The 17271-nt window shown below is 62.2% G+C and carries 18 protein-coding genes; 10 read left to right on the top strand and 8 right to left on the bottom strand.

All coding sequences use genetic code 11. The features are described from left to right. The first annotated feature begins 11 nt into the window (after positions 1 to 11). The 7 genes from WKV53_RS18455 (at position 12) to WKV53_RS18425 (ending at position 4993) form a co-directional block, all read left to right on the top strand. Complete coding sequence (locus WKV53_RS18455; protein ID WP_341406259.1) at positions 12 to 1199, top strand: ABC transporter permease; 1188 nt, start codon at positions 12 to 14, stop codon at positions 1197 to 1199. A gap of 76 nt (positions 1200 to 1275) precedes the next feature. Beyond that, on the top strand, positions 1276 to 1950 hold the full coding sequence (locus WKV53_RS18450) for an RNA polymerase sigma factor (RefSeq protein ID WP_341406258.1): 675 nt from the start codon (positions 1276 to 1278) through the stop codon (positions 1948 to 1950). Then, on the top strand, positions 1931 to 2539 hold the full coding sequence (locus WKV53_RS18445; protein ID WP_341406257.1) for an anti-sigma factor family protein: 609 nt from the start codon (positions 1931 to 1933) through the stop codon (positions 2537 to 2539). The genes WKV53_RS18450 and WKV53_RS18445 overlap by 20 nt, the downstream gene beginning before the upstream one ends. After that, on the top strand, positions 2536 to 3051 hold the full coding sequence (locus tag WKV53_RS18440; protein WP_341406256.1) for a hypothetical protein: 516 nt from the start codon (positions 2536 to 2538) through the stop codon (positions 3049 to 3051). The genes WKV53_RS18445 and WKV53_RS18440 overlap by 4 nt, the downstream gene beginning before the upstream one ends. A 7-nt stretch (positions 3052 to 3058) precedes the next feature. Next, positions 3059 to 3763: a DUF1573 domain-containing protein gene (locus tag WKV53_RS18435; protein WP_341406255.1), complete on the top strand. Its 705-nt coding sequence runs from the start codon at positions 3059 to 3061 to the stop codon at positions 3761 to 3763. Between the two features lie 49 nt (positions 3764 to 3812). After that, positions 3813 to 4526, top strand: a complete 714-nt coding sequence (locus WKV53_RS18430; RefSeq protein ID WP_341406254.1) for a DUF1573 domain-containing protein — start codon at positions 3813 to 3815, stop codon at positions 4524 to 4526. Beyond that, the gene (locus WKV53_RS18425) at positions 4523 to 4993 is read left to right on the top strand and encodes a rhodanese-like domain-containing protein (RefSeq protein WP_341406253.1); all 471 of its coding nucleotides are present in this window, start codon (positions 4523 to 4525) and stop codon (positions 4991 to 4993) included. Before WKV53_RS18430 ends, WKV53_RS18425 begins: the two co-directional genes overlap by 4 nt. Here WKV53_RS18425 and WKV53_RS18420 read toward each other — a convergent pair. The 7 genes from WKV53_RS18420 to WKV53_RS18390 all read right to left on the bottom strand — a co-directional run bounded on the left by WKV53_RS18420 (position 4968) and on the right by WKV53_RS18390 (position 12411). Continuing rightward, positions 4968 to 6203 (bottom strand): hypothetical protein, encoded by a 1236-nt coding sequence (locus WKV53_RS18420; RefSeq protein WP_341406252.1) that lies wholly within the window; start codon positions 6201 to 6203, stop codon positions 4968 to 4970. The genes WKV53_RS18425 and WKV53_RS18420 overlap by 26 nt on opposite strands. An 80-nt stretch (positions 6204 to 6283) precedes the next feature. Beyond that, positions 6284 to 7393: a type IV pilus twitching motility protein PilT gene (locus WKV53_RS18415; protein ID WP_341406251.1), complete on the bottom strand. Its 1110-nt coding sequence runs from the start codon at positions 7391 to 7393 to the stop codon at positions 6284 to 6286. A gap of 18 nt (positions 7394 to 7411) precedes the next feature. After that, positions 7412 to 8497, bottom strand: a complete 1086-nt coding sequence (locus WKV53_RS18410; protein WP_341406250.1) for a type IV pilus twitching motility protein PilT — start codon at positions 8495 to 8497, stop codon at positions 7412 to 7414. 59 nt (positions 8498 to 8556) lie between these two features. Then, the gene (locus WKV53_RS18405; RefSeq protein WP_341406249.1) at positions 8557 to 8925 is read right to left on the bottom strand and encodes a hypothetical protein; all 369 of its coding nucleotides are present in this window, start codon (positions 8923 to 8925) and stop codon (positions 8557 to 8559) included. Further along, complete coding sequence (locus WKV53_RS18400) at positions 8889 to 9284, bottom strand: phage holin family protein (RefSeq protein ID WP_341406248.1); 396 nt, start codon at positions 9282 to 9284, stop codon at positions 8889 to 8891. The genes WKV53_RS18405 and WKV53_RS18400 overlap by 37 nt, the downstream gene beginning before the upstream one ends. A 69-nt stretch (positions 9285 to 9353) precedes the next feature. Continuing rightward, positions 9354 to 9785, bottom strand: coding sequence for an ElaB/YgaM/YqjD family protein (locus WKV53_RS18395; protein ID WP_341406247.1), 432 nt, complete (start codon positions 9783 to 9785; stop codon positions 9354 to 9356). Positions 9786 to 9897: 112 nt separating this feature from the next. Further along, positions 9898 to 12411, bottom strand: coding sequence for an AsmA-like C-terminal region-containing protein (locus tag WKV53_RS18390; protein ID WP_341406246.1), 2514 nt, complete (start codon positions 12409 to 12411; stop codon positions 9898 to 9900). Positions 12412 to 12522: 111 nt separating this feature from the next. Between WKV53_RS18390 and WKV53_RS18385 the strand changes: the two genes are divergently transcribed. From WKV53_RS18385 to WKV53_RS18375, 3 genes are all read left to right on the top strand, one after another. Further along, on the top strand, positions 12523 to 13281 hold the full coding sequence (locus WKV53_RS18385; RefSeq protein WP_341406245.1) for an MBL fold metallo-hydrolase: 759 nt from the start codon (positions 12523 to 12525) through the stop codon (positions 13279 to 13281). A 92-nt stretch (positions 13282 to 13373) separates the two neighbouring features. After that, complete coding sequence (locus WKV53_RS18380; RefSeq protein WP_341406244.1) at positions 13374 to 14846, top strand: sulfatase family protein; 1473 nt, start codon at positions 13374 to 13376, stop codon at positions 14844 to 14846. Positions 14847 to 15025: 179 nt separating this feature from the next. Continuing rightward, a complete protein-coding gene (locus WKV53_RS18375) occupies positions 15026 to 15334 on the top strand; it encodes a zinc-ribbon domain containing protein (RefSeq protein ID WP_341406243.1) in 309 nt (102 codons plus the stop codon). 42 nt (positions 15335 to 15376) lie between these two features. On the opposite strand, the gene WKV53_RS18370 is transcribed toward WKV53_RS18375, so the two are convergent. Continuing rightward, positions 15377 to 17242 carry a hypothetical protein gene (locus WKV53_RS18370; protein WP_341406242.1) on the bottom strand — a complete coding sequence of 622 codons (1866 nt, stop codon included), beginning with the start codon at positions 17240 to 17242 and terminating at the stop codon, positions 15377 to 15379. Between the last annotated feature and the right edge of the window lie 29 nt (positions 17243 to 17271).

Genomic DNA, 17271 nt, shown 5'->3' with positions numbered 1-17271 from the left:
CCATCTTTCGCATGAACTGGCTCTCCCAGATCTTCGCCATCGTTTCCTTCAGCCTCCGCTCCATCCCGCAGCGACTGGGCTCGTCCATCACCGCTGCGATCGGCATCGCCGGCGTGGTGCTGGTGCTCACCGGCGTGTTGGCCATCGCCGAGGGGATCAAGAAAACCCTCACCGCCACCGGCGCACCTGATATCGCCGTGGTCCTGCGCAGCGGCTCCGACTCGGAGATGAACAGCGGCCTCTCCCGCGAGGAAACCCGCCTGATCGCCGACTCCCAAGGCATCGCCCGCAATGACCACGGTCCCCTCGCCTCCGCCGAACTCTTCGTCATCGTCGATCTCAACAAGCGCTCCACCGATACCCCGGCCAATGTGCCGTTGCGCGGCGTGGGTGCAGCTTCCTTCGACGTCCGCGGCAATATTGAAATGGTCGAAGGCCGCCGCTTCGAGTCCGGCAAAAACGAGGTCATCGTCGGAGCCGGTGCCGCCCGAGCCTTCGGCGGCACCGAGGTCGGCAAGTCGATCAAGATCGGCCAAAACACTTGGCAAATCGTCGGCATCTTCACCGCCGGTGGTGGCATCGCCGAATCCGAAATCTGGACGGACGCCGCGGTGCTCCAGCCTGCCTACAATCGTGGCGACACCTTCCAGTCCGTCTACGCCAAGCTCAACAGCTCCGGCTCCTTCAACCAGTTCAAGGACGCCCTCACCACCAATCCCCAGCTCAACACGCTGGTGAAACCTCTCAGCGAGTTCTACGCCGACCAATCCACCCAGGTCACCGAGTTCATCACGACCATCGGCGTTTTCATCTCCGTCCTGATGGCCTGCGGTGCCCTCTTCGGCGCGCTCAATACGATGTATGGCGCCGTTTCCTCCCGCACCCGGGAAATCTCCACCCTCCGCGCCCTCGGCTTCGGCACCCTCCCGGTCATCATCTCCGTGCTCGCGGAATCCGTCGTCCTCGCCCTGATCGGCGGAGTGATCGGAGCGGGAGTCGCGTGGTTCGCCTTCGATGGCTTCCAGGCCTCCACGCTGAACTGGGCCACCTTCAGCCAGATCACCTTCGCCTTCGCCGTCACACCGAAGCTTCTCGTTCAAGCGATCGTTTGGTCCGCCGTCCTCGGCCTCCTCGGCGGCCTTTTCCCCGCCATCCGCGCCGCCCGCCTGCCAATCGCTACGGCGCTCAGGGACTCCTGATCCGGCTACTCCACCCCGGGAATCCTATTGCCAGCCCTAGCAGCTCCGGCCATCGTGGGTCTGCGGCATTTTTCCGATGAATTTCTTCCAGCGCCTTACGTCGAACCGCTTGCTGGGACCAGCCGAGTCCGGCGGGGCGGCTTCCGGGATGCCGGGGGAAGTCACGACGGAACCGGAGGACGAAGCCCTCGTGGCGCGCGCGAAAGCGGGCGACATGAAGGCCTACGACCTGCTGGTCACCCGGCACCGGGGAAGAATTTACGCCATGATCCGCAATATGGTCAAAAACGAGACTGACGCTTGGGACCTCTCCCAAGACGTCTTTATCAAGGCGTGGCAGGCATTGCCACGCTTCGAGGCGAAGGCGCGTTTCACTACCTGGCTCTATCGGATCGCCCACAACGCGGTCTACGATTTCACCCGTCGCCGCAGGCCGGAAGGCGGGGATGAAATCAATGACGAGATTTTTGCCCGCGACCGGATCGACCCGGCGGCGGTTGCTACCCCGACGGAATCCCGCAGCCCGGACGATGCCTTGGCCGGGGACGAACTCCGTGTTAAGATCGAATCCGCCCTCGCCAAGCTTTCTCCTGAGCACCGCGAGGCCGTGATTCTGAAAGACGTGCAAGGACTTGCGTATAAGGAAATCGCCGACGTCATGGAGTGCTCATTGGGCACCGTGATGAGCCGGCTCTTCTACGCGCGCCAAAAACTCCAGACGCTCCTGAAGGATGAATACGACTCCCGATGAAGAACGCCTCGCCCTCTGGGTGGAGGACGAACTCGACGCGACCTCGCAGGCCGCCGTTGACGCTTGGGCTGCCACGCAGCCGGAGTGGCAGGAGCGGCGTGAAGTGGCGCGGCAGATGAAATCCTTCCTACGGGGTAGCCTGCCGGCCGCTGAAGAGCCGCCCTATGCCGAGTTTTTCAATGCCCGCATCGCCCGCGAAATCCAGCGCGAGGCCGCGGTGTTAGAACCAGTCGCGCCCGCAGCCCGGGTCGCGCCGCTGGCCGAGGCACCCGGTAGGATCTGGCGCTGGTTCCTGCCCGCAACCGCGGTGGCAGGCATGGTCCTCTGCTTCTGGGCCGGTACCCGGATTTCGTCGTCTCCTTCCCACGTGGCGGGGCCGACGCTGCCGACTCCCGCTTCGACCCCGGTCCTCTACACGCCGGAACAGGGCGTGCAGGCCGACTACTTCGCCTCCGCACCCGCCGGGGGCATGGTCATCGTCCTCGATGGCGTCGCCGCGATCCCGGACAGCTTCGAAGTACCGGATACCGCTTCCACCGGCGCCACTCCGGGCGAGTCCACCGCCGATCTCGATCCGCCGACCCGATGAATCGCCGCGATCTGATAAGTCTCTTTTTTCTGGCGGGTTGCGGCCTGTCCACGGCGCAGACGACGACGACGGATCCCGGCAAGGACGTGATCGGCATGGTCACGGTCACGGTCTATCACGCCACCAATGGTGACGCAGGCGCGGCCGGACAGCGGGCGAAGGCCGCGAGCGATGAAGTCGTCAAGCGACTCACCGGCGAGCAGAAGCTGAAATTCGCCCACTACCGGGAACTAGGAAAGGACACCAAGCCGCTCTTCCGCAGCTACGAGAATTGGGCCCAGCCGCTGCCACCCAGCGACGAGATCCTGCTGCGCTTTGAGGCCCAGAGCAAACTTTCCAAGGAGAAGGGCCGCCGCCTCGATATCGAGCTGTGGCTGAGCCGCAAGAAGATCCTCAAGACCGACGCCGCCATGGAACGCGGCAAGCCGCTGTTCGTGCTCGGCCCGGAATGGCGCGGCGGTCGCCTGATCATCTCCGCGGAGCTTGGACCTATCCCGGCCACCGACCCGTAGCCGACCCATGAGAGCCCCGCTGATCTGTTGGATGATCGCCGGCTGCCTTCCCCTCGCCGCCGGCACCCTCAAGTTCGAGGACTCCAGGAAGGAGGTGACCATCGCCGGGGACCAGAAGTCCGTCACGGTCGATTACCCCTTCAAGAACGAGAGCGACACCGATGTCGTGATCGAAACCTCCGCCGCGGATTGCCCCTGCGCGGCCGTGGGAGTGAAGGACTCGAAGCTCGCTTACAAGACGGGCGAAAGCGGCACCATCCGCATCGTCTTCGATTTGGGAAAGGTTCCTGAGACCGCCGACAAGATCGTTTCCGTCCATCTCAAGGGCGATCCAACGGACCGACCCTCCATCAAGCTCACCACCCGGATCATCGTTCCCTTGCTGGTGGACGTGCAGCCCAGGTCGCTGATTTGGGAGATGGGAGAAAAACCGGAGCCGAAGACGGTCACCGTGACCATGCACGACAGCGAGCCCATCAAGGTTCTTCCCCTGTCTGGCACCGATCCCCGTTTCACACAGGAGTTGAAAACGATCGAGGAGGGCAAGAAGTATGAAGTCGTGGTCACTCCCGCCTCGACCGAAAAACCCTCCATGAGCACCCTCAAGGTGGAGACCGACGCCAAGTCCGACCGACTCAAGGCCCACTCCGTTTTCCTGCTCGTCCGACAGCCCGCGCCAAAGCCCGCCCCGGACGCTCCCTCGGCCAAATGAACTATGGCCGGACTTGCGCCGCCCCCTGCCACGGTCCAATAGTCCCGCCATGAAGGTTCCGCTGATCTGCTGGCTCACCGCCTGCCTGCCCCTCGCCGCCGGCACGCTGAAATTCGACCAGACCCGCAAGGAAGTCACCGTCGGAAATGACGACAAGACCGCCTCGGTCGACTACCAGTTCAAGAACGAAAGCGACAGCGACGTCCTGATCGAAAAGTACGACGCGGGCTGCCCTTGCGCCACCGTCGGGGTCAAGGATTCCAAGATGGCCTACAAGCCGGGCGAAACCGGCACCATCCGGATTTCCTTCGATCTCGGGATGGTTCCCGGCACCATGGACAAGGCCGTCGCCATCTTTCTCAAGGGCGATCCCGCCAATCATCCGTCGACCACTCTCAATACCCACATCGTGGTTCCCAGCCTGGTGGAAGTGGAACCCAAGTCGTTGATGTGGGACCTCAACGGTAAGCCCGAGCCGAAGACCGTCACCATCACGATGAAGCACAGCGAGCCGATCAAGATCGTCTCGATGTCCGGCGCTGACCCTCGCTTCACCCAGGAGCTCAAGACCATCGAAGAAGGCAAGAAATACGAGGTCGTGATCACCCCCGCATCCACCGAAAAGGTCGGCATGGGCGTGGTCCACCTGGAGACTGACTGCAAGTTCGAGCGCGCCCGTTCGCAGAGGGTGTTCATGGTGATCCGCCAGCCCCTGCCAAAGACGGGCACTCCCGCGGCAGCGGCCCCGGAGAAGAACCAATGAAAACGGTGACCGAACTGGCCCTCGTGCTCGCCTGCGCCTCGCTCGGCGCGTTGGGCACGTGGAAAATTGCCGGTCCCCCGTCACGTGCGGTGGTCTGCGATCCCGCCACTCTCTCGCCGGACGAAATCTGCCTCGCCACCGTCCAGGCAGAGTGGCCGGCTGGCTCCTTCCTGTGGATCGATGCCCGGCCCGCGGCAGAGTGGAAGCTCAATGGCATTCAGGGATCCATCCCGATCACGGTCGTGGGCGACACCTCGTTCGATGAACAGGTCGAGGCCTCGCTCGAAAAGCTCGGCAGCGCCCAACGTGCACTCGTCTACTGCGGCAGCACCGGCTGCGGGATCAGCAAGGAAGTGGCGAAGCGCCTGAAAGCCCTTGGCTTCATCCCGGAAGTCCGCGCTCTCCACGGCGGTTGGGATGCGCTGAGGCAGGCCGGCTTGGTCAAGGATTCCAGTCCGGCGAATTGATATCGATCAGCTCGAGATAGGGCATGGTCGGGTCCTCCTTGTGATTCCACTGGATCGTGACAGTGGCAGGCACCCGGATTCCCCAGCGGATCGGATAGTCCGGCTTCTCCACCATCTCGCGGAAGCGCGAGTTGTTAGAGCAATAGGCACGGGCCGTTTCCTTGCCAAAATTGCTGGAGAGCAGCTTGAGAGTGAACTTGCGGTCGGCATTCGGAATGCCGTCCTCGTGGCAGCCGATCACCGGTTCCAGGATCGCGTGGAAGCGAGCCGGCTCCTCGTTGTTCGGTTGCCGGGTGAAAGCAGACAGGCGCCCGCCAACGAGATCGAGGAAGGCAGGCAGGAAGACCCGTGGCGGCTGCTTGCCGCGCTGGCGGACCAGCACGGCGAAGTCCGTGTTCGGCCGCCCTTGAACAAAGAAGGACACGCGGTAGGGATAGTCCGTGAAGCCCTCCACCGAATTCTGCCGCGGTAGGTCGGAAAAGACCTGGGCCACCTCGGCCAAGGGCCCTTTCAATAAGGTCTGCTCCAAATCCTGCGCGCTCGTTGCGGGCTCCACCATCTCCACCCTCTCGGTCGCGTTCTTCGCCTTTAGGAACGCATCCAACACATTGTTTGCAGCAACGGCAGGTGAGATCTCATCCACCGGCTGTTCCGGCGCAGGTGCCGGTGGCAATTCCTCGACCGGGGCAACAGCTCCTCCTCTCGAATGAGGCGCTGGCGATGGTGCCACCGGGTTTTGGGTGACTCGCGGCGACACCGCCAGCGGCCCCTGTGCCTCCCTGAGCTTGCGGCCGGGACCATCCGGATAGTAGAAGTAGAGCAGCAGGTAAACCAGCACACCGGCAGCAGCGATGAACGAAGCTGGTAGCAGCGAATGAAACATCCGGCTCGGACGTGAGCCGCGCGAAAGATAGGCGACCGGACGCGGCCTCAGCAGATCATCCTCCGTGCTGCGCCGCGGTGAAATCGGTGCCGCATGACCACGCTCCGGCAATTGACGGGGCTCCGGCCGGATCTTCGGTCCCTCCGGGACAGGCACGGCTGCCGGGACTTCAGGAAGCGACTCGGGAATCGCTTCCGACTCCATGGGAGCCGTGATCGCCTCCCGGCACTTCGGACAAGGCCCCGTCACTCCCGCCAACCGTGCCGGCACGTTCAAACGTACCTGGCAATGGGGACAGTGGAAGATGATCGACGTGGCAGGAACCATCAGGGAGGTGAGTGTCCGACGTGCGGACGCTATCGGAAGCACCCGATAGCGTCAACGGTCCGCTGCCCTTCCAAGGCAGGTCAATGTTCCATCGGGCTCTCACCCGAGGCATCTCCGAGATGAGCCGACTTCTCGGGCAGGAATCTCTTGAAGCGCGATTTGTCGATCGCCTTCATATAGGCTTCTTCCGGCGAAATCATGTTGGCCTGGAGCTTCTGCCAGATCGACTCGTCCATGAACTGCATCCCCTCGCCCTTGCCGCCGGTGATGACGTCATAGAGCTTCTGGGTGGCACCTTCACGAATGATCGCGGAGACGGCCGGCGTTGCGAACATGATCTCGTGCACGGCCACGCGGCCCGGCTTGTCGGACCGCTTGCAGAGAAGCTGGGCAAGCACGCCGCGCAGCGAAGCCGCGAGCATGGTGCGCACCTGCGACTGCTGGTCGGCGGGAAACACGTCGATGATACGGTCAACCGTCTTGCGCGCGTTGTTCGTGTGCAGCGTGCCGAAGACAAGCAGACCGGTTTCCGCCGCTGTCAGCGCCAGCGAGATCGTTTCCAGGTCTCGCATTTCGCCCACGAGCACGATGTCCGCATCTTCACGAAGTGCCGCGCGCAGGCCATCGGAGAAGGACGGCGTCTGGATCGGCACCTCGCGCTGCGTGATGATCGACTTCTTGTTCCGGTGCACGAACTCGATCGGCTCCTCCACCGTGATGATGTGCCGGTTGAAGTTGATGTTGATGTAGTCGAGCAGCGCCGCGAGCGTCGTGGACTTGCCGGAACCGGTCGGACCGGTGACCAGCACCAGACCGGAGCGGATGTGGCCGAATTGCTTCACCACTTCCGGCACGCCCAGCGACTCGAGCGACATGATCTCGGTCGGGATCAACCGGAAGACGGCGCCGAGGCCGTTGTTCTGCTTGAGATAGTTGCAGCGGAACCGCGAGTCCTCATCCATCGCATAAGCGAAGTCGAGGTCACCGGTTTCGAGATACTTCGCGAAAGCCTTCGGTTCACAGATCTCCTCGAGCATCTGCCGGATGGCCGGACCATCCATCACGGGCTGGTCGGGAATCGGAGTGACCGAACCGTGGACACGGGTTTTCGGAGGCTGGCCTTCGGCCAGGTGAAGATCGGAACCCCGGTTGGCGACGAGGTATTGGAAGAGGGCGTCGATGCGAGCCATGGGATTTTACCGGTGAAATCAGGATTGGAAGAAATTGCGCATCTGGATCTTGTCCTCACTGCGGAAGAGGGCCTCTTCCTGCGTGATCAAACCCTTGATGTAGAGTTTGCGGAGGGACTCATCCATCGTGATCATGCCGACGTTTTTACCGGTCTGCATGATGCCGGGGAGCATGAAGGTCTTGCCGTCACGGATGGTCGCGGACACGGCGGGAGTATTGACCAGGAGTTCCAGCGCCATCACCCGGCCATTGCCGTCGGCGCGCGGGACGAGCTGCTGGGAAAGGACACCGCGCAGCGATTCCGACACCATGATGCGGATCTGTTCGCGCTGGTCCACGGGGAACACGTCGAGCACACGGTCGAGCGTGCGGGGCGCGTTACCGGTGTGGAGGGTGCCAAGCACCAAGTGACCCGTTTCCGCGGCGGTGAGCGCCAGCGAGATGGTTTCCAAGTCGCGCATTTCACCGACCATGATCACGTCCGGGTCTTCCCGCAGCGCGCCGCGCAGTGCCTTCGCGAAGGACTCGGTGTGGGTGTGAACCTCGCGCTGGTTCACGTGGCAACCCTTCGACTCGAAGACATATTCGATCGGGTCTTCGAGCGTGAGGATATGATCCTCGCGGTCCTTGTTGATGAAGTCGATGAGCGCCGCGAGCGTGGTCGACTTGCCGGAGCCAACCGCGCCGGTCACGAGGATCAGGCCGTTGTGATAGCGGGTCAGCGGCGTGAGGTGCTCCACGGGGAGGTTGATCTCCTCCATCGTCTTGAGCTGGGAATTGATGATCCGGAACACCATGTCGTAGCCAAGCCGCTGCTTGACCACGGATGCACGGAAGCGGCCTTCCGGATTCGAATAGGCGAAGTCGACATCACCCTTCTCTTGAAGGCGCTTCCACTCGCGGTCTCCGAGGAAGGACCGGGCGAGGCGCTCCGTATCCTCCGCGGTCAGCGGATCGTGGTCGTGCCAGATCGGCAGGAGCTGGCCGAAACGACGCCACGCCGGCGGGAAAGCGGTTGGAAGGTGAACGTCGGAACAATCGTATTGCCGGCCAAGCCGGAGATATTCATCGACGTGATCTAGGACGCGGTGTTCGGACGACATGCGGGCTTGGGTTAGAGCGGGAAGACCGGGGGTTGGGAAGGGGGAATTTTGACTGCGAATTAACGAGACCGGACGTTGTCATTACCGGGTATCACAAAGCGCTTCTGGAGTTCATTTGTGGCCCATGTTTGAAGGGCGGGACGGGCCAAAGTGAAGGCTCCGCTGAGGGCCAGCCCCCACAGGCTGCGGCGCACCACCTTCTCCTGTTTCGGCGCGGATTTCCGGCCTCTCAGGAGGAAACTCGCCACCAATCCGGCCCCGAGCGAACCGCCAAACCACGCCAGCGGCTTGGACATCACGGATTCCTTGACCCGCGCCGGCACGTCCAGGCGATGACGCAAGATTGCCACATCACGCCCCAGATCGGAGCGCGAGGCGGCGAGCCGGGCGATCAGCGCTTCGGTTTGTCTTTCAGATTCAGAAGCCATTCGCGGTCCTTGAGGAGTTCAGCTTTGGAAATGGAAAACATCGGCGGCGAGGGGCGGCGCAGCATGGCCACGATGATTCCCGCCACGATCAAGTGCAGCACCGCTGCCCCGAGCGCGGCGAAGTGCCACGGGATCTTCCCCGCGGCGGCCACCCAGCCGATCAGGCCGGCCACGCCCGCCAGCCAGGCGGTCATCGCACAGCCCGCGATGATCGCGACCATCACGCCGCTCCGGGCCGCGTGCTTGCCCGCCTCGCGAGCTTCCAAGGCGGCAAGCTCCACGCGCGCGGAAACGAACTCCACCGCGGAGTGCCGCAAGGATGAGGCCGGCCGGGCCTCGGATTCGGGGGCATCACTCATGAGATCAAAGGGCCGCGGCCACGCCTGCCATCAGGCGCGCACCGCGGCAAAAAGAAAAGCACCGGGATTTCAGCGACGGGCGATCAGGCCGATCAGGAAACCGACACCCAGGGCTCCGAGCACGCACCGCGTCGGGTGCTGGCGGATGTAGTCCTCGGTGGTGATGTGGAACTCCTTGGCCTTCACCCGCGTTTCGCGCCACTGGTCGTCGGCGACGCTGCGGAATTCGCGAGCCTTCTCGGAAGCGGCGGTCTTGAGGGTTTCAGCCTTCTCGGTAGCCGCGGATTTGAACGCCTGGGCTTTCTCGCCGGCGACATCGCGGAAGTGCTGCACGGTCTCCACCGCGCGCTCCTTGAGGGCCTTGGCCTGATCGCTCGCCTGATGGGCGAGTTCCTTGGCCTTTTCACCCGCGGCGGCGCGGAGGTCGTTGGCCGCTTGGCCTACGTTGGAAAAACCCGCTTCAGGATCGAGGGAACCGGCGTTGGCAAATGGGTCGGACATGACAGGAATGGATTGGTGTTGGATGAAAAATCGTAGCGTCTGGCGCTTGGGAAAAAGGCTGGCACTGTTACCACCACCGCGCAAGGAAGGATCTACCCGAAAATGCCTACAATCAAGGGCTCTCCATACCCTTGACATCGCGTGCCCGCGGCGGCGCCAGCAGCCGCTCGTTCTGGCTTTCCGGCGGCGAGGTGAACATCACATTGTCCCACTTCGGCTCCTTGATCGGGCCGGTGCCCCGGAACTGGAACAACCCGTAAAACGGCTTCAGCGGCAAGGTGATGATCCCGAACAGGCCACGCGCGTTCATCCGGATCGTCATGTCCAGGGTGGAGCGGTTCAGGTCGGCCGTCGCATCCCCGGTGAACACCAGGGACGGCGTGGTCGTCAGGAAGTCGTCGGTCCGCAGCACACCCTCCTTCACGTTGAAGGTACAGAACGCGTCCTTCGCCTCCTGGAAGCCCGCCTTCCGGTTGGCCAGTACCGCCGACAGCACCGGTGACAAGGGCCCGAAAATCGGCACCGAGAACATCTCGCCATCCTCCAAGGCGATCAAGCCGTCGCCACTCAAGCCGGCAGCAGCGGCCTCGCCCTGATGCTCGAACTCGATCCGCCCCGTCACGAAACCCTTGGCCTTCTTTTCAAACCCGCACGCCCCCGAAAGCTCCGGCAAGCTCAGCCGCGTCCAGTCCAGCTCCCCCTTCACTTTCGTGTGATCTCCTTCGGTCGGCAGAATGTCGAACTTCCCCCGCATCGGTCCATCGAAGAGATCGAAGCTCAAGTCCCTGATCTCCGTCGAGTGCGGCTTCACCTGAACCTTCGTCTTCAGCCCTGAAAGCAGCAGGTCTTTCCCAACAAACTCATAGGTCACCTGTCCCTGGGTGCTGCCGTTCACACGGAAATCCGTCTTCCCCGCACCGCGCTCGAAGAGACCGATCACCCCTCCCCCGCTCAACTTCGGCGGGGTGTGAAACCGATACTGCTCCAAGTGATCCGCCACCTTCGGCAGGAAGCACCGCAATACCGGAGCGGGCCAGAAATCCCCCTCGATTCCCTTCAAGGTGAGCGTCCCCGGCGCACTGTCCCAACGCACGCTCTCGGCCTTCGCCCGGCCCGTCATCGGTCCGCCAAACTCCTTCCGCATCGCGTAGTTGGCGTAGTCGAATTCCACCTTGCCGTCGTAGAAGTCGAGATAGTCGTGGTTGAGGTCCAGCTTCACCTCCGCCTCCCGGAAAGGCGTGCCCTTGTAGGCCATGTGGGTCACCCGCACCTCACCCTTGGTGCTCCAGTCATGAGGATCTGCCGGATCGAAGCGACCGAATACATGAGCATTCACCGTGGTGTCGTCGCGATCGGTGAAATCATCGAGTATCTTTCCCAGCGGATGCTGGTCGAAAAAGCCCCGCCACACGCCCTTGCGCAGGTTGGTCGCGAGGTCGTAGCGCACGTTCCCCGGCTTCGCCAGCAGCTTCCCTCGCAGGGTGCCATCCGGCCGCGTCACCACCAGGTTGTCGAGGAACGCGTTCTCGCCGTTCCATGAAACATCGGTTTCCACCTTCGAGGCCGAGTGCCCTTGGAAACGCAAGTTCTCCGCCATCAAATGACCCATCACGTGGATCGAGGGCTTGGCATTCTCCGGCCACTTGAATTCACCCTGAGTCGATACCACCGGACGCGCCTGGAAACTCACCTGATCGAGCCAGCCCGGCGCATCGAATTCCTTCAGCAGCACCGGCAGTTCGAGATTCGAATTCGCCTCGAAACGTCCCGACCGGTCGTTCATGTCGTACTCCATCCGGCCGGACAAGGCCCCTCCCTCATCTTCCAGATGCAGCGAGTCCAGCACCAGCAAGCGACCGCGCATCTCACCTTTCGCTTCGATCTTCTTCAGCAAAACGCCGCCGTGCTCCAAAGGACCGCTCTTCACGAAAACATCCGCCCGCACCGTCTTCGGATCATCCAGGTCACCTTCCACCCGCAACCGGATCACCGGCGGCGCGGCAGCATCGAATTGCCATGGCTCTAACAGATCGATCACTCGCGTGAGCTGCTTTCTCCGGTTGGCTCGCGCCTGCTCGTTCTCAAGGTCCGTGCCAGAGGGCCGCTGGCGATAACCCAGGATCAGCGCCTCGAATTCCAGTTGGATCCCGTTCACCTCGCCCTTCGCGCCGATCACTTCGAAGCGCCGTCCCCCTGGCATCAACAGTCGGCCGCTGGCGTTCTTCACTTCCAGCACCTTCGATTGCGGATCGAGGGGATCCGCCGGCAGCGATAGAGAACCGCCTTTCAAGTCCAACCGCTCCACCCGCACCTGACCGCGGGCCAGCTTCGTTCGGTCGATGTCCATCACCACCTCTTTCACCCGAGCCAGCACCCGCTGCCGCGTCTCGTCACCATAAATCACCACCTCATCGGCCTGCACCCCCTTGAAAGGCCAATATCTCAGCCCTTGGATGTCCGCATGGAGGCCTCGCCCGGCCAGCGCCTTCTCGATTTCCGTGCGCCACGAATCCGGCAAACCGGTCTGATTGGCCCACCACAGCGAGTAACCCGCCGCCAGCATTCCGGCGAACACCAGCAGCGCCACCAGTGTCCGGAGCTTGTGGATGATGCGGATGTGCCTCACGACCCCGGGAGGATGGCTCTCGACGGAAGGATTTCCAAGCGCCAACACGGAGAACTACGACCGTTCATTTTGGCACTTGCACTCCCCGCCCGGAGCTTTTTCCTCCCCCTCGTGCGGTTCATCGTTCTGGGCAGCGGAAGTGCGGGAAATGCGGCGGTCGTCGAGGCCGGCGGCATTCGCGTGCTCATCGATGCCGGGCTCTCGGCGAAGCAACTGACCGACCGCATGAAGGCCAGTGGCATCGACCCCGCCAGCCTCAACGCCGTGCTCCTGACTCACGAGCACGGCGACCACATCCGCGGCTTGCGGGTGATGATGAAAAACCTGCCGGTGCCGGTCTACGCGACCCCGTCCACCGCCATGGTCGTCCGCGGCGGAGGCGTCGACACCGCCTCCTGGAAGATCTTCGAATCCGGCGCACAGTTCAGCTTCAATGGCTTGTCCGTGCAGTCGTTCGCCGTGCCCCACGATGCCGTGGAGCCGGTCGGTTACGTGTTCCGCCACGAGGAACGGGCCTTCGGCCTGCTGAGCGATACCGGTCACGTCACCAAGCTCATCGCGGAACGCCTGCGCGGCGTTCACGCGCTGTTCGTGGAAGCGAACTACGACGATGCCCTGCTGGAGGCGGATACCAAGCGCCCCTGGTCCACCAAGCAGCGGATTTCCTCGCGCCACGGCCACCTTTCCAACGCCCAGACCGCGGCGCTCGTCGCCGAACTCGCCCCCGCCGGCCTCCGTCGCGTGGTGCTCGGCCACCTCAGCCGCGACTGCAATTGCCCCATCACCGCCGCCTCAGCGGTGAGAGGAGCCTTGGCGAGCGTGGAAATCGTCTGCGCCGAGCAGGACCGGACCTGCGGCTGGTGGGAGTAGCGACGCCGGAATCGCGAGCGATTTCGCGTCACACCCTCGCGGCTGGGCACATTTGCTGATGGAAAACCGTCATCAATCCGTATTTTCAGCCCGTGAAATTGATCACCTCACTCATCCTGCTGCCGTTCACGCTGATTGCAGCAGAGAAGCCGAACATCGTTCTCATCTACGCCGACGATCTAGGCTTCGGCGATGTCTCGTGCAACGGCGCGACTGCGGTGCAGACCCCGAACATCGACCGTATCGCCAAGGAGGGCCTCAATTTCACCGCCGGCTACGCCACCTCCGCGACCTGCACCCCCTCGCGGTTTTCGCTGCTCACGGGAAAATACGCGTGGCGTCAGAAAGGCACCGGGATTCTCCCGGGCGATGCCGCGATGATCATCGACCCCGCTCAGCCGACGCTACCCGCGACCTTGCATAAGGCCGGCTATCGCACCGGAGTCGTCGGCAAGTGGCACCTCGGCCTCGGAGGCAAGGAAGGCGTCAATTGGAACCAGCCGATCAAGCTCTCGCCGAACGCCGTCGGCTTCGACTTTTCCCACATCATGGCCGCCACCGGCGACCGCGTCCCCTGCGTCTATGTCGAGGATGGCAAGGTGGTGAACCTCGATTCCGCCGACCCCATCGAGGTCTCCTACGAGAAGCCCTTCCCCGGCCTGCCCACCGGCGTGAGCGATCGAGAGGAACTGAAGCTCGACTGGAGCCACGGCCACAACATGGCGGTCGTCAATGGCATCGGCCGTATCGGCTACATGAAGGGCGGCGCCAAGGCCTTATGGAAGGATGAGGACATGGCCGACCACTTCTGCGCGCAAGCCGTGCGCTTCATTCACGAATCCAAGGACAAGCCCTTCTTCCTCTACTACGCCATGCACGATATCCACGTGCCGCGGGTCCCCAATCCCCGCTTCATCGGCAAGACCACCATGGGCCCGCGTGGTGATTCGATCGTCCAGGCCGATTGGCAGGTCGGCGAAGTGCTCAAGGCACTCGATGACCTGAAGCTCGCCGAGAACACATTGGTCATCCTCTCCAGCGACAACGGCCCGGTGATCGATGACGGCTACAAGGATGAAGCCGTCAAAAAACTCGGCGACCACAAGCCCGCCGGACCTTTCCGCGGCGGAAAGTACAGCATCTTCGAAGGCGGCACCCGCGTGCCGACCATCGTCCGCTGGCCCGCCAAAGTGAAAGCAGGCACCACCAGCAACGCCATGCTCAGCCAGATCGACTTCGCGAAAACCTTCGCCGCCATCGCCGGTGCTGAGGCGACCTTCCCCGACAGCCGCGATGCATCAGCAACCCTGTTAGGCGAGTCGAATCAAGGACGTGCCGAAGTCATCGAGCACGCCAGCCAGCTCGCCATCCGAGCCGGCGATTGGAAGTTCATCCCGCCGGGCCAAGGAGCCAAGCGCAGCGAGGCCACCAACACGGAACTCGGCAACGAACCCACGGGACAACTCTACGATCTTTCCACGGATCCCGGAGAAAAGACCAACCTCGCATCAGAGCATCCCGATAAGGTCACTGAATTGAAAGCGAAGCTGGAGGCGGTCCGGTGATAGCCCTTGGCTCGCACGAATCTTGTCGTGGGCATGGGAACGTCGCCATGCTAAAACGCCCTTGAATGGCGAGTTCACGAAAGAAGCGCGAGGAAAGGGTCGCGAGGAAATTCCGTAAATACTGGAAACGACGCCAGACAGAGGCAACCGAGGAAGACTTGGCCATCAAAAGAGAGGCGATGGCTCGGGAACTCCCGCCAATTGATTACACGAAGATCAATTTGTGTGGCGTGATGCCCTTCCGGGACGCCCCTACGCTGGCTGGCAAATACTACCTCAACTATCCCTTTACCTGCATCGATTGCGGGAGCCGCCAAATCTGGACCGGAGCCCAACAGAAATGGTGGCATGAGGAACTCGGCGCGGTCTGGGAACGCATCGCCATCCGCTGTCGTGAATGCCGGAGAAAGGAACGCGCACGCCGCGACGAAGCGCGGAAGGACTATCAGGAAGGCATGCTTCGAAAGAAGCAGGGAAAACAGGTCTGACCTGTGAAGAAGAGCGGGAGCCGGGAGCAGCCGGACAAAGTATCACTGATAAACGGCCGACCACTCCAAGACCAACTCCGAGGACTTCGCGGGGAAACCGTGCTTGCGGTAGAACTTCTCCGCCAGGGAGCTGGAAGTCGTATAGTTCGGAAACACTGCCGCCGCCCCGGTAACGCCCACCATCTTCACTTTTCCGATACGCCAGACTTTATGCTCATAGCTGAGCTTGGTGATTCTCCCGTCGGGCTGACTGAACACGAGGTCACCCGTCCCGCTGAGATTTCCGAGCTCTTCCGGAGAGAGGTGGACAAACGAAGGAACTGCAATTCCATCAAACACCCAAGCCTTGCGATCACCCTTCTTGATCTTCCCGGAAAATACCGGGACCATGCCGATCCTCCCTTGGATCATGTTGCAAGCCAGCCCGCCAACGTAGTCCTGGACACCAGCAGCCTGAAGCGAGGCGGGAGTTTTTCCCCACGTGCCATTGCAGACGCCGAAGCTTTCGAGCCCCGGCTGGATTTGGACGCGTGAAGCGGAACGGGCGAAGGCTTCCGTAAACTTCCTTTCCGCGGCAGCTTTCGCGGCCTCGTCATGGGCCTCTTTGACCGCAGCTTCGTGCTGCATGTCCGCCTCTCGCTGAAGCTTCGCCTCCGCCTGATCATGATCGTACGCGTCGAAGGGATCGTAGTTGTAGCGCTTCTGGATCTCCGTCGACAGACGCTCGAAGTCGACCTTCGTCGCTCCGGCATCATGCAGGATCGACAGCCCGTCCGGCTCGACCTTCCTCACCGAGTAGTTGTGGTAAACCTCACCATCCAAGGTGACCAGGTCCTTCTCCGGATCGTGAGGAGGGATGACGGGATCCATCCCATCTTTCTCCTCAGCGAGTCCCTTGCCATCCTTGGCACCGGGTTGCCAATCCCTCAAATCCTCCGGCAGGTTTTTGAAGAGAATCATGGCGGCTCCACCTTCGTGTTGGATGGCCAGCCCCGTGGAAGTCCTGCCGGTGATGATATACTTGCGGTAGAGTTTCCCATCCAAGGTGAGCAGGTCGACGTCGGGATCCGGGTTGGACAGCGCCTTCAGACCGGGAGGGAGTTCGGCGAATGGCACCGTGACACCGCCTCTCTCGTGACGGATGCTCAGCCCTCGCGTAGTCGTCGCCACGATCGAGTAGTTCCGATAGATGATCCCTTCCGTGGTCATCAGATGGCGGCACTCGTAGCCGTATCGGGTCCTGATCTCCTCGGGTAGAAGTCCCCACGCGAGTTTGATCTTCCCTTGGTCGTGGACAACCAATGCGCCATCCGCCGTGGCCTCCACCACCTCCGCATTCCGGTATTCCTTCCCATCCATCGTGGGCAGCACCTGGTGCTTGCCGGAGCCGTAGAGCAGGCCGACCTCCGCCGGAATTAGGTCGAGGGAGATGGTGGTCACGCCCTGGTCATGACGAATGGTAAGTCCCTCCGGAGTCTTTCTCGTAACCACGTAGTTGCGGTAGACCTTGCCATCCGTGGTGACCATCGTGGTGAGTCCGAAGCCGTGGTGCTTCTTCGCGCTCTCCGGCAGAGAGGTCCACGCGAGCTGGACCATGCCGCCATCGTGAATGACAAGCAGCCCGTCGCTGTTCGATTTCACGACCACATAATCGCGGTAAACGGTCCCGTCATTCGCGGTCAAGGTACAGCCCTTGAAATAACCATACCGCAGCCTGAGCTCGTCGGGGATACCCTCGTACGGAACCTTCGCGGAGCCTCCGTCATGGAGAATGGACAGGCCATCGGCCTCAAGGCTCGTCACCCTGTAATTCTGGTAAACCTTCCCATCCACCGTGGTGAGTTCTTCCGCTAGGGCGGAAGAACTCAAAACCAACAACAGCAGCCGGAGGGAGAGCGCGACTTTCACGATCCCTGATATAAATTCCCGGCCCAAAC

Source organism: Luteolibacter sp. Y139 (assembly GCF_038066715.1).
GTDB lineage: Bacteria > Verrucomicrobiota > Verrucomicrobiia > Verrucomicrobiales > Akkermansiaceae > Haloferula > Haloferula soli.
The sequence above is the reverse complement of the archived record's forward strand: the minus strand, read 5'-3'. Positions and strand labels throughout refer to the sequence as shown.

Excerpts from the sequence above, each read along its gene's own strand:
- WKV53_RS18415 (WP_341406251.1), bottom strand. The coding sequence starts at position 7,393 with ATGGCTCGCATCGACGCCCTCTTCCAATACCTCGTCGCCAACCGGGGT.
- WKV53_RS18400 (WP_341406248.1), bottom strand. The coding sequence starts at position 9,284 with ATGAGTGATGCCCCCGAATCCGAGGCCCGGCCGGCCTCATCCTTGCGG.
- WKV53_RS18435 (WP_341406255.1), top strand. The coding sequence starts at position 3,059 with ATGAGAGCCCCGCTGATCTGTTGGATGATCGCCGGCTGCCTTCCCCTC.
- WKV53_RS18430 (WP_341406254.1), top strand. The coding sequence starts at position 3,813 with ATGAAGGTTCCGCTGATCTGCTGGCTCACCGCCTGCCTGCCCCTCGCC.
- WKV53_RS18405 (WP_341406249.1), bottom strand. The coding sequence starts at position 8,925 with ATGGCTTCTGAATCTGAAAGACAAACCGAAGCGCTGATCGCCCGGCTC.
- WKV53_RS18455 (WP_341406259.1), top strand. The coding sequence starts at position 12 with ATGAACTGGCTCTCCCAGATCTTCGCCATCGTTTCCTTCAGCCTCCGC.
- WKV53_RS18395 (WP_341406247.1), bottom strand. The coding sequence starts at position 9,785 with ATGTCCGACCCATTTGCCAACGCCGGTTCCCTCGATCCTGAAGCGGGT.
- WKV53_RS18410 (WP_341406250.1), bottom strand. The coding sequence starts at position 8,497 with ATGTCGTCCGAACACCGCGTCCTAGATCACGTCGATGAATATCTCCGG.
- WKV53_RS18375 (WP_341406243.1), top strand. The coding sequence starts at position 15,026 with ATGGCTCGGGAACTCCCGCCAATTGATTACACGAAGATCAATTTGTGT.
- WKV53_RS18425 (WP_341406253.1), top strand. The coding sequence starts at position 4,523 with ATGAAAACGGTGACCGAACTGGCCCTCGTGCTCGCCTGCGCCTCGCTC.
- WKV53_RS18420 (WP_341406252.1), bottom strand. The coding sequence starts at position 6,203 with ATGGTTCCTGCCACGTCGATCATCTTCCACTGTCCCCATTGCCAGGTA.
- WKV53_RS18440 (WP_341406256.1), top strand. The coding sequence starts at position 2,536 with ATGAATCGCCGCGATCTGATAAGTCTCTTTTTTCTGGCGGGTTGCGGC.
- WKV53_RS18445 (WP_341406257.1), top strand. The coding sequence starts at position 1,931 with ATGAATACGACTCCCGATGAAGAACGCCTCGCCCTCTGGGTGGAGGAC.
- WKV53_RS18450 (WP_341406258.1), top strand. The coding sequence starts at position 1,276 with ATGAATTTCTTCCAGCGCCTTACGTCGAACCGCTTGCTGGGACCAGCC.